At 50.3% G+C, this 10,867-nt stretch carries 9 protein-coding genes and 2 pseudogenes; 7 read left to right on the top strand and 4 right to left on the bottom strand.

All coding sequences use genetic code 11. The annotated features are described in order from the left end of the window. Positions 1-114 precede the first annotated feature (114 nt). The 4 genes from NDA01_RS30265 (at position 115) to NDA01_RS30250 (ending at position 3,458) form a co-directional block, all read left to right on the top strand. Positions 115-798 (top strand): class I SAM-dependent methyltransferase, encoded by a 684-nt coding sequence (locus tag NDA01_RS30265; protein WP_348230951.1) that lies wholly within the window; start codon positions 115-117, stop codon positions 796-798. A 350-nt stretch (positions 799-1,148) separates the two neighbouring features. Then, positions 1,149-1,886 carry a hypothetical protein gene (locus NDA01_RS30260; RefSeq protein WP_348230950.1) on the top strand — a complete coding sequence of 246 codons (738 nt, stop codon included), beginning with the start codon at positions 1,149-1,151 and terminating at the stop codon, positions 1,884-1,886. Between the two features lie 337 nt (positions 1,887-2,223). Beyond that, a complete protein-coding gene (locus NDA01_RS30255) occupies positions 2,224-2,673 on the top strand; it encodes a GFA family protein (RefSeq protein WP_348230949.1) in 450 nt (149 codons plus the stop codon). Between the two features lie 263 nt (positions 2,674-2,936). Continuing rightward, positions 2,937-3,458 (top strand): hypothetical protein, encoded by a 522-nt coding sequence (locus tag NDA01_RS30250; RefSeq protein WP_348230948.1) that lies wholly within the window; start codon positions 2,937-2,939, stop codon positions 3,456-3,458. A 137-nt stretch (positions 3,459-3,595) separates the two neighbouring features. On the opposite strand, the gene NDA01_RS30245 is transcribed toward NDA01_RS30250, so the two are convergent. Next, positions 3,596-4,414 (bottom strand): hypothetical protein, encoded by an 819-nt coding sequence (locus NDA01_RS30245; RefSeq protein WP_348230947.1) that lies wholly within the window; start codon positions 4,412-4,414, stop codon positions 3,596-3,598. Positions 4,415-4,451: 37 nt separating this feature from the next. Continuing rightward, positions 4,452-7,280 (bottom strand): cation-translocating P-type ATPase, encoded by a 2,829-nt coding sequence (locus NDA01_RS30240; RefSeq protein WP_348230946.1) that lies wholly within the window; start codon positions 7,278-7,280, stop codon positions 4,452-4,454. A 158-nt stretch (positions 7,281-7,438) separates the two neighbouring features. Between NDA01_RS30240 and NDA01_RS30235 the strand changes: the two genes are divergently transcribed. The 3 genes from NDA01_RS30235 (at position 7,439) to NDA01_RS30225 (ending at position 9,576) form a co-directional block, all read left to right on the top strand. After that, entirely contained in the window at positions 7,439-8,554 is a 1,116-nt protein-coding gene (locus tag NDA01_RS30235) for an ATP-binding protein (protein WP_348230945.1), read from the top strand. Positions 8,555-8,814: 260 nt separating this feature from the next. After that, positions 8,815-9,204, top strand: coding sequence for a hypothetical protein (locus NDA01_RS30230; RefSeq protein ID WP_348230944.1), 390 nt, complete (start codon positions 8,815-8,817; stop codon positions 9,202-9,204). 6 nt (positions 9,205-9,210) lie between these two features. Continuing rightward, a complete protein-coding gene (locus NDA01_RS30225) occupies positions 9,211-9,576 on the top strand; it encodes a hypothetical protein (protein ID WP_348230942.1) in 366 nt (121 codons plus the stop codon). A 325-nt stretch (positions 9,577-9,901) separates the two neighbouring features. Here the strand turns inward: NDA01_RS30225 and NDA01_RS30220 are convergent. Continuing rightward, a pseudogene (locus NDA01_RS30220) lies at positions 9,902-10,711 on the bottom strand (transposase family protein); the annotation flags it as partial. Between the two features lie 51 nt (positions 10,712-10,762). Next, positions 10,763-10,867: pseudogene (locus NDA01_RS30215) on the bottom strand (IS1 family transposase); the annotation flags it as partial.

The raw sequence follows: 10,867 nt of genomic DNA, 5'->3' as shown, positions 1-10,867 counted from the left end.
ATTTCAGGCAGAAAGTGCCGCCACTTAAACAGAGCAGGAGTAGACATCACAGGGTAAGAAGGGAAGTTTGAGTCCGCTTACTTTACCATTGACTGGTTTTTTGCGACACAACCCGTGGAAGCCGCTCACCCAAGTCCTGATTGGCAGGTTCTGGATGTGGGCTGTGGTGCGGGTCACACTGCCTTTGCCTTGGCTCCGTTCGTGCAGCAAGTAATAGGCATCGATCTCAGCGCTGGCATGTTAGCAGAAGCAGAGCGCAACTTGGGCGATCGCGGACTGACGAATGTTCGGTTTCAATCTGCGATCGCCACCGCCCTCCCGTTTGCGGATCAGCAATTTGATTTAGTCACCTGCCGCTTTGTCGCCCATCACTTCTCGGCGATCGAACCCGCATTGGCAGAAATTCACCGAGTCCTGAAGCCCCAGGGGCAGTTTTTAGCCGTGGATGTGATTTTGCCCGAGGATCATGAGTTGGCTCACTTCATCAACCGCATTGAACAGTTGCGCGATCCCTCTCACTACTGGGAGTGGCAACTCTCTCAATGGCATACCGCGATCGCTTCAGTCGGGATGAATTTTGAGGTGCTCCAACAGTGGCGGTTGCCCATTGACTTTGCGGATTGGGTGAGGCGGCAACAAACACCGCCTATGGCTGTAACCCAACTGGAGGAGTGCTTAGACGGCGCACCGCTGGTGGTTCAGCAATCCCTCGTAATGACACGAGCACCACAACGGACGTTTCAACTTTGGGCCGCACTGATGCGAGGAGTGCCTGTCCCTGCCAGTTCTCCTGTCTAGTCAGCATTGATATCCTCTTTTGTCTCTCTCCAGTGCCATCCTCCCAATTTGTCCAGGGGAAGTTGCAGCGCGATCGCCTCTGGTCACGCAGGTTGACACTCCATAAACTGCGATCGCCTCCCGCTCGCATTACGAGTGAAATCGTGAGGGTTCACGCCTCTCCTTTCTCTTGTCTCCCCCCAAGTTTTCAGTCGACGTTGGCTCATCGTCAGGCACGACTTTGTTATGTGAAGTCCTGAACCAGGCGCTTTCCCAGCCTCAGCAAAATCGCTGATTACTGCAATTTTTAGGAAATCAGAGCCTTGAGTTTGTTGCTCTACATTAGTTGCCATCACTCAGCTCCACCTTTGATGAAATCACTTAAACAGATCACTTATTTGTCGCTGGGCATTGCTGTTTGGCTTAGTCTGAGCGGTTGTGCCTGGCATGCTGTCGCTCTAAAACCTTTACCCAGTGCTTCAGGGAGCAATTTTGAAGTACCTCAGCTGCGTGAGGAGCTACAGGTGGCGTCTAGTCCCTCTAGTCCCGATGTTGTTGGGAGCGCTCCAGCTTCTGCGGGACTGAGTGAAGCGCAAAAAACATCTTTAAGCGAGTTAAGCATTCCAGTCGTCATTCCAGCTTATGTGCCAGGGGGCTTCCAACTGTCTGAAGCGATCGCAAACTCTTGTACGGCTGGATCTCCCCAAACGAGTCTTTGCCGAGAAGGCCCCAATTATACCTTGGTCTATCGCAATGCGCAGAACACCTGTTTTCTAGTGAGGGCAGTCGGAGGTGGCGTGGGGGGCGGAGCCAGGGAGTTTGAGTTTCAGACTCGTACCACCTTACTCGGAGATGTGAGTATCTTGTTTGGCGAGCCTTCTGGAGAGAATCAACACCCCACCGCCGAGCAATTGCAAGTCCTGCAACCCAATCTCTCTAGCTTCCCAACTGCTTTACAGTCGCCACCAAGTTCCTCTCGCTTTCCCTACTATTGGGTGAGTGCGGGTGATGATACCTATGATCAAGAGACGTACGCTTGCCAACAAAATGCCAACCTGACTCCGCTTGAACTGGAAAAAATTGTTCAATCTTTGGTCTTGCTCGAGTGAGCGATCGCCCGCTGAGGCGAAGGATAGCTTGTAGCGTCTTGTCGGACTTCCTGGAAACCTTTCCCCGGCTGGCATGTTCTGAATTCAACTGACCTATCCTAAAATTCCCGATAGCAAGAACTGCCCGTTGGAACGCTGCACTGCATTTGAAAAATATGACGGTACTGATCTTTATTGGGTTTGGGAAGCTCAACTGGGATGGTACGCGGGCATTTCTGGTTTTAGGACCGCTCTCAAGTTGCTCTTGATAGACTGTAACGGCGACTCCACACTTTGCAGCTAACCGTAGAGCGATCGCGCATAATGAATACGACAAATTGAGTTAGGGCAGTAAAGTATGACGGCTCCTTACAGTGGGGGATGTCAGTGCGGGCAAATTCGATACGAGATTCGGGCTGAACCTCTGACGCTTTATGCGTGTCACTGCAAAGAATGTCAAAAGCAATCCTCCAGTGCCTTTGGCCTGTCAATGCCTGTTCCTCGTGCCGCAGTTGTCATTCTTCAAGGGCAACCGAAACAATGGCAGCGAGTCTCGGATAGCGGGCGTGAAGTAAGTTGCTTATTTTGTGGAGAATGCGGAACCAGGCTGTTCCATAACCCGGCTCGAAACGCCAAAATCACCAATGTAAAAGCTGGAACCTTAGATGATACAAGTTGGCTCAAGCCCGTTGGCAACTTGTGGACTCAGAGTTCGCAAAAGTGGGTCATTCTGAGTGACGAGATATTAAACTACGAGGCGCAACCCAGCGACTTTAGCCCACTGTTTGAGCGCTTTGAGATTGAGTAGTCTAGAAAGAATTCAGCTTGACCATCAGCGACTGGCGCAAGTTTGGAGCGGTGCGGTCGTTAAATTGCTTACAGTAGGCTTTGCACAGAGGTACTGCCTTGTAGTGTCATCTTGCCCTTTTTGACGACCTGCTGACTTTGACAATCTGGGCAAGCACGATTGCAGTTCGATCCAGGCGATTGAATTGAGATTGTGCAATCCGATCTTGAAGAACGGTACGCGAAGCGACAAAATAGGAGCCAGCGATCGCCTCAAGGCCAGTGATGCTAGATTTGCTGCAACGGTTTCAAGAGCTATCAGGACTCTGTTGTGCGACTGTAAATGAGAAATATTCAGGCAATTATACTTGCCAGAGCGATGATCCTGACTTTTTAATTCCTCTGCCTTGTTTCGATATCCAGCTTTTGTTGCGGCGGCTTGAGGTTGGACCCTCAATCTTAGTAATTGAGCAAGCCAATCAAATTTTGCGAGTTTGGGCGGATGAGCATAACACTCCTGGCGATCGCTCGCTTCAGGAGCGAAGCGAGACATGGATTGAGCCAACGGTGATTGGTGAACAAGTGTGGGCTTATCCCAGTGCCCATGCCGTGATGCGAATTCCCGTTGAGCTGGGGGAGTTCGGGCGATGGGAAATCGCTCAGCCTTTTTATGTCCAAGAGGTTGAGGGTGAGGGGTTTGAGACGGGTGACTACGCGCGAGCAGTAACGACCTATGCATTAGCGGCAAAGCTGGTATTGCAGCATCCTGTGCTGAGGGAACAGATAGAGCGGCTCTGCTGCAAGTAGCGCTCTTTCGCTAATTGGGGACTGCTGTTAGTGCGAGGATCTGGCTCAATGCTACTACTTGACGGCTTGGAGATCCGCTTCTTGCTATCAGCACTTTGCTCCTCGCCCAATGACTTCTCATAACCAGGGATACAAGATTATCTAAATCTGCATAGTTGAGCTGTCAAGAGATTATAGGCAGGAGAAATGGGTAAACAATAATCTGCAGTCGGATCAATAATGACATATTGTTGTTGCTGACTAGTGGGATTAGATACGGCTAGAATATTTTTCTGATTCAAGCTCAAAATTTTAATTCCTCTTTGAGATAGGTGTTGAAATAAATAAGCAGACTGAATTTTGAGCAATTGACGTTGCGGATCAGGATCGAGAGAACGATGCAGGGCGAACTGGGGTTGGCAAAGAATTTCCTTCAAACTAGGAATGTTGAATATCTGACAAAATTCAGGACTAAATCCAGTTTCTGTTTTTCCTAACGGAGTCCCCTCAATTCGTGGCATGAAGAGGACTCGCTTAAAGAGGGCGCTCCTAAACTCGGTTTGGAAATACAAGTAAACAGGACAGATTTGGAGCAGTGCTTTTTCTTGCTCGTTTAACTTGGTTTTAAACTCCCAGGCTAATTCTATACTTCTAAGGAATTGTTTTCTGGGGTCTTCTGCATTCCATTGCCCTTCGGAACATTTCAATGCCAAATTCGCCCTAGGCAAGAACTCTAATGCAAAATTGTTCCCACCTAAGATGTGAATGCCCCGATTAAATTTCTCACTGTAAGGATTAATGTTGTACTTCTGTTTACCGCTTTCTAGCATCCTGATAAAATCAGTTAACTGTTGTAGGAGGTCAGAAAATTTGATGGATTGCTGCTGCAATTTCTGATAAATGTCGGATTCTAAGTCGAGCGTGAGCTCTCCTTGAGAATAAGTTCGAATGCCAAAAGCTGAAGCGGCTCTGTTCATGATTAATTTCAGCTGAACTAAGGAGTTATATTTTGAGCTATTTACGAGCGGTATACCAGCGAATCAATAGCTTCTCTGCTTCAATCCAAACAAAGACGAGAGAACTAAACCCAATACAAATCAGCAACTCCAAACCACTTAGATAATGAGTGTTGAAAAAGCTTCGGAGGGGCTCAATATAAACGAGCAACAGTTGCAAGATACTCGTGATGGCCACGGAGAGGAGAACATAGGGATTCGAGAGCGGAGAGACTTCCACCGTTAATCGCGTATTGGAGCGAATGGCCACCGCGTGTCCCATTTGGGCTAAACAGAGGGTTGTAAACACCATAGTTTGCCAGCGATCGCGGTCTAGCAACTGACTCTGTACCTGCTCGGTATAACCGTATGCCCAGACCATCATCAAGATCGTGATCACGGCGAGGATAATCCCAATCCGAATCATGTAAGAGCCTAAGCCTCTGGCAAAAATGCTCTCTGTGGGGTCTTTCGGGGGTTGCTGCATGACGATCGCTCGACCGGGTTCGACGGCGAGCGCTAATGCCGGCAGTCCATCGGTGACTAAGTTCATCCAGAGAATTTGCAGAGGCGAGAGTGGCACACCCCCCAAGCCCAATAGAGGTGCGGCGGCGATCGTCAAAACCTCGCCAATATTGCTGCCGAGGATATAGCGAATGAAACGGCGAATATTGATGTAAACCACTCGACCTTCTTCTACCGCCGAGACGATGGTGGCAAAGTTGTCATCTAGCAGCACTATGTCACTGGCTTCTTTACTGACATCGGTGCCTGTGATGCCCATTGCGACTCCAATATCAGCTTGTTTCAAGGCTGGGGCATCATTGACGCCATCCCCCGTCATCGCCACAATCTGTCCCTGTTGCTGAAGTGCCTGGACAATGCGTAACTTGTGCTCAGGGGCAACGCGGGCATAGACGCTGACGTGATGAACTTCGGCTTCCAGTTCTGGCTGGGACAGCTTCTGGAGTTCTTGCCCCGTCAGGCAGCGATCGCCCACGCTTGCAATGCCCAGGTCTTGCGCGATCGCTTGAGCCGTGAGTTGGTGATCGCCCGTAATCATCACCGGACGAATCCCTGCGGCACGGCATTTGGCCACTGCATCGCGCACCTCTGGACGAGGAGCATCCAGCATTCCCACTAATCCCAACCAGGTCAAGTTGGTTTCAGCCTGATCTTCTGAATCCTGGCCTGACAATAGTGTTAGGTTCTTGCTAGCAAACCCTAAGACGCGCAACCCTCGACTGGCAAGCTGATTGTTCTGCTCTAAAATTTGCTGTCGTTGTTTGTTAGTAATGGGTTGAGCCTGATTGTCTTGCTGAATATGGGTGCAACGTTCCAGCACCAGTTCGGGTGAGCCTTTGGTAAACATGACAAAGGGACTGGTTCCCAGTTGGCTGGAGACATCCTGCACCACCACGCTCATTCGCTTGCGTTCAGAGGAAAACGGAAACTCAGCCACGCGAGGTAAGTGCTGCTCTTCCTGGTCTTTACGAAGTCCTCCTTTTCCGGCGGCTGCCAACAGTGCTCCTTCGGTTGGGTCGCCCAAAATTGCCCAGTCTCCATTCTCTTTCTGCAAGACGGCATCATTGGACAGCACACAGGCCATCAGCACCGATCGCAATTCTGGCGCTGATTCGACCGAGATTGCTTGGGGCGATTTTGAACTCATTTGCTGATAAAACTGACCTTCAGGGCTGTACCCCTCACCCGTTACTTGTGCAGCGTAGCGATGGGTATGGACTGCCTGCACCACCATCTTGTTCTGGGTCAGGGTTCCGGTTTTGTCAGAGCAGATCGTGGTTACAGAACCAAGGGTTTCCACCGCAGGCAATTTGCGGATCAGAGCGTTGCGCTTCACCATGCGTTGCGTGCCCAATGCTAAGGTCACGGTGATCACGGCGGGTAAGCCTTCCGGAACCACTGCAACCGCCATACTGAGAGAGACTTTGACCAATTCTTCAAACAGTGCGGGGTTAAATAGCGTGCCTCCAGCAATCACGATCGCCACTAAGATGAGCGAGCCCATGACCAATGTGTTACCCAGTTGGGTCATGCGTTTCTGCAAAGGGGTGGGCTCGGTTTCAACCGATTGCAGTGCGGTGGCGATCTTACCTAATTCCGTCTGCATTCCAGTGCTCGTGACCAGTACGGTAGCTCGACCCTGCACGACCTCCGTACCCGAGAAGACGAGATTGATGCGATCGCCTAAGGGGGCGTCCTCTGGGAATAGGGCATTGGCTTGCTTTTCAACGGCGTGAGCTTCTCCGGTGAGGGCGGCTTCTCGCACTTGCAAATTGGCTGCTTCCAAAATGCGCCCGTCTGCTGCCACCTTTACCCCTGCCTCCAGCAGCATGATGTCGCCCGGAACCAGTTCCTGAGATTCCACCTCCACCGCTTTCCCATCCCGGATCAGCCGCACCTTGGAGGATGCCATGTTTTTCAGGGCTGCCAGGGCTTTTTCGGCTCCACTCTCCTGAAGATAGCCCAGTAGCCCATTCAGCAGTACCACTGCAAAGATCGCGGCTGCGTCTTTGGGAAAGATGAATTGTCCTCTCACTAGGGATTCGCGCACATCTAGAATCGTCGAGATAATTGCCACGGCGATCAGCATCAGCAACATGATGTTCTTAAACTGATCCCAGAGGATTTCGAGGGGCGATCGCCCTTTCATCTCGATCAGTTCGTTGGGACCGTATTGCTGCAAACTCTGGTCAACCTGGTTCTGGGTTAAACCTTGGACGCGATCGCTCTTCAGCAGCCAAAGGGCCTTTTCCGCTGCGATTGTGTGCCAGGATTGGCTTGTAGAGGGTTGAAAAATTTTAGGGCGCGAGGAGGTGGCAGACATGGGTCAACTCGGTTGCACTATAAAATAGTTCTATTAATCTAGCCTTGTACTAAAAAATAGTGTAAGGATCAGTGCATCGAGATTTCTTTTGAAGTGGTAAGGAAAAAGTCAATGGTTTCTCGGAAGGTTGGCTCAAGGGTGAGGACAATTGGTTGATCATGATGAACGATACGTTTAAGCCGCAGGGATTGATTGGCAGGCAGGCTGAGCTAGAGCAAATCTGTGCAATTTTGGCGGCTGACCAAGATTTGATGCTGACGGGTGTGACTGGCAGTGGAAGACGATCGCTCATCCGTTACGCCGCCCATCAAGGTGGAGCCAAAGTTTTGGAGATCGACTGTCTGCGAGCCACCCATTCTTCTCGCTTTTTAGAGTTACTTGCAGAGGGGATGTTCCACATCTTTGCCACCCCCGAAGAACGAAAGTTGATTGAACAGTGGGCTGCTCACTATCCTTTGCACTTAGAGCAGCTGAGTGCACATCAAACCCGCTTGATTTGGCAGGTTCCCCTCAATAATGAATGGCTCATCCTGCAAGCCTTGCTGCAGCTCCCTCAGATGATGGCAGAACAGCTCCGGTACCGAGTCGTGTTTGTCTTTCAGAATTTTCCCCATATTCGCTCCTGGGATCGAGCCGGTCGGTGGGAAGCCCATTTAAAGCAGGAAATTCAACAGCAAAACCGCGTCAGCTACGTGGTTCTTGCCACGACTCCAGAAGATTGGGTAGAAAACAGCCAGATTCAACTAGTCTCTCTGTTACCACTGCAACGCCAGGAAATAGAAACGTGGGTGGTTGAAGCAATGGCAGCAATCGGCTTCAAGTTTGAAGGGGATGCCTTGGAATTATTTTTAGATTACACCCAAGGGCATGGAGGGGATGCGATTGCCCTGGCGCGACGAATTTGGAGCGACCATCATGGCTTCTACCGAGATGAAGAAGTCGGGGTTGCCGCGTCATCCCCCCTCAAGCTCATCCAACTTCATCATGTCCATTGCAGCACCTTAAGATTAGTCGAGGATCTGTCCATCACTTTTGAATCTCTCCTCCTGCTCCTGCCTCCGATTCAGGCCCGGGTACTAGAGAGCTTAGCGATCGACCCGACCGATAGTCCTCATTCACGTGTTTATCTTCAGAAACACCAGTTTTCCAGAGGGGGGAGTTTTCAGGGCGCGCTGACCGGATTGGAACAAAAAGGATTAATTTATGGAGCGACAGGAGGCTATCGAGTCGCCATGCCCCTGTTATCTTTTTGGCTGAAACATCGTATTTTATAGTTCGAGCGGTATTGTATTTCAGAAAGCGGCTGAGCCAGAAGTATGCCAGAGAGCACTGAAAAAGCAGGTTCGGATTTCTGACATCCTTCCGATGCTGATGCTTTGCATACAGCGCGGGGTTCCCCTTTCATCCAGCCGACTTGTCCAAACCAATTGCTAGAAGGGCGATCGCCTACAGCTCATTGGCTGCTCATAACGGCCCCTGTTCTCAAACAGCAGTCATCGGGAATCTTGTAATCTAGCCCTCACAATTTTTGATCATGAGCAGACTTCTGACCCTAGCTCGCTCACTCCTGGCACCCTTGCTGCCTCAACCAACCAGTGCTCCCCCCACTCCTACAATCAGTAGCTATGGGCAGAACGAGTGTGGTGTTCCGATGGAAGCAATGCAACCCATCATGGAGTGGGTGTTTGCAAGTCTTTTGAATGCTGGGTACTCCGGCACCTCTCACATCATTTGGTACAACGATGCGGCCCCTGACCCCAAGCTAGAAAAAGCAGTCAAGGACGGCATCAGAAGCGATGAACCCACCCTGCTTTACCGCTGTGGATCACGAGTGCAACCACCCCCCAATGGCTACTACTGGCGGTTAATGGCAGAACACCCCTCCAACCGGATCTATCAGCTAGAAGTGAAGGAAGAGGATTGAGTGGGAATGACTGAGCCAAGCGTTAGACGTAAGCTACCAGAGTGCGATCGCTGCCTTTTCTATGCCCATGATCCTCATCTAGTCTGCACGAATCATCCCAGTGGTGTGAGCAGTGATGCTTGCTTAGGGTTTCAGTGTGACCCTATGGCAGAACCTGAGGTACTGTGGGAGCCAGAGAGGGCTAGCTACTACAACGGTGAGTTGATCATGACGCCAGAACAGCGGTGGTCATGCTTGGGGAAGTTGGCAATACTTGACTTACACCCCATGTTCACAGGCCGATGTCCCCAATGTGAGGCTGGCATTGCTTGCGAAAAAGCAGGAGTGCATTGGGATTGTGGGCACTGTGGCTGGAAAGATGATTCAGTGTAGATAGAGATCTCATTGATTGAACTGGAAGCTTCCTCTAGAGCAGGCAGGCGCTCCATTCTGAAGTAAAGTCTTCACTTCAAGAGACATCTCCTTGAATAAGCCATACCATTTGTCAGAGAAAGTAACTGTCTGGTACTGCGCCTATGGCTTACCAATCTAAAAATTGCTGTGTTTGCCGCTGTGAAATGACTGACAGCGTCATACCAATTTAAATTAGGCAGAGGGCAGACAAGCTAGGCTGAGAGGCGTTGTTTCGTCTGCTCTGCTGATGGCTGGTGTCATCCTTCTTTTGTTACTACGGTGAGAGGAAACTGATCAGTTGCACTCAAGCCACTTTGAGTTCTGCCACTTCCAGCTCTGAGCTTGGCAACAGGCGAAAGGTATCCATCCAATCCATTAACTGCTCAAACCCCTGTCTCAGTTCAGGAATGGGGAAGACCTGTAACCAAGACTCTAACCACCCCCAACAGCAATACGGTTGCAGCAGAAGTCGCAAATTGTTCAAAGCACTCTTCCAGGTCATCCCCAACTCCGAGTCGGGATGCTGACTAAACGGCAACAGAGGGGAAGAAGAAACTGCAGCATTCTCACCCTTGAGTTGTGGAGCATGCTTAAAGCCCTCAGCATGCAGACTAATAAGCAAATAGGCGCTAAAAATCAACTCCCACCAGCATTCAATACTGCTGTAATCCGTTAAGCGATAATCGTGCCACCCTAGTTCATTCTTGACCTGCTTGAATCCATACTCAATCCAAGCTCTAAGGGTGTATTGGCTACCAACACTTAAGAGGATATCTCCGGCTAGGCTAGTCATGATAAACCAACTGTCTGCCTGGTCTGGATGATCAGTGCTGCCTTTGGTGATTTGGTAGTAGCGGATAGCTCGCCGCTGGCCAAAGATGATTTCGCGGATATAACGACGTTGCGTGGGATGTTCAGCTAGAGGTTGGTCATAGGCATGCCAACGGTTATAGCGCACCCGTTGTCCCTGGGGCATCAGCACACCATGTACGCCTTTGGCGGAGCGAAGCTCTATGGAGCGAATCGCCACAATGTAGGGAAGTTGGAACTGACGCAAGATGCCGATGACATCTCCACTCTCACCATATAGGCTATCAGCTAAGACTCGCTCAATCACAGGTAGTGCTCAAGATGTAATGATAGAAGAGTAAAGTTCATGGTAGTGCTACACAGGTAATGATGCATTGTAGTGATGGATGAAGTACCAAATCGCACTAATGTGATTCTCCAGTGACTTGGAAAAGGATAAGCTTTTGCGCACTAATCGAGA

Origin of the sequence: Trichocoleus desertorum AS-A10, from assembly GCF_039962155.1 — a bacterium.
In the GTDB taxonomy this organism is placed as follows: Bacteria; Cyanobacteriota; Cyanobacteriia; order FACHB-46; family FACHB-46; genus Trichocoleus.
Note: the sequence above shows the minus strand (reverse complement) of the source record. Positions and strands in the feature narration are given on the sequence as shown.

Bases quoted from the DNA above. Each gene is read 5' to 3' on its own strand.
- NDA01_RS30260 (WP_348230950.1), top strand. From the start codon at position 1,149: ATGAAATCACTTAAACAGATCACTTATTTGTCGCTGGGCATTGCTGTT.
- NDA01_RS30255 (WP_348230949.1), top strand. From the start codon at position 2,224: ATGACGGCTCCTTACAGTGGGGGATGTCAGTGCGGGCAAATTCGATAC.
- NDA01_RS30250 (WP_348230948.1), top strand. From the start codon at position 2,937: ATGCTAGATTTGCTGCAACGGTTTCAAGAGCTATCAGGACTCTGTTGT.
- NDA01_RS30245 (WP_348230947.1), bottom strand. From the start codon at position 4,414: ATGAACAGAGCCGCTTCAGCTTTTGGCATTCGAACTTATTCTCAAGGA.
- NDA01_RS30240 (WP_348230946.1), bottom strand. From the start codon at position 7,280: ATGTCTGCCACCTCCTCGCGCCCTAAAATTTTTCAACCCTCTACAAGC.
- NDA01_RS30235 (WP_348230945.1), top strand. From the start codon at position 7,439: ATGATGAACGATACGTTTAAGCCGCAGGGATTGATTGGCAGGCAGGCT.
- NDA01_RS30230 (WP_348230944.1), top strand. From the start codon at position 8,815: ATGAGCAGACTTCTGACCCTAGCTCGCTCACTCCTGGCACCCTTGCTG.
- NDA01_RS30225 (WP_348230942.1), top strand. From the start codon at position 9,211: ATGACTGAGCCAAGCGTTAGACGTAAGCTACCAGAGTGCGATCGCTGC.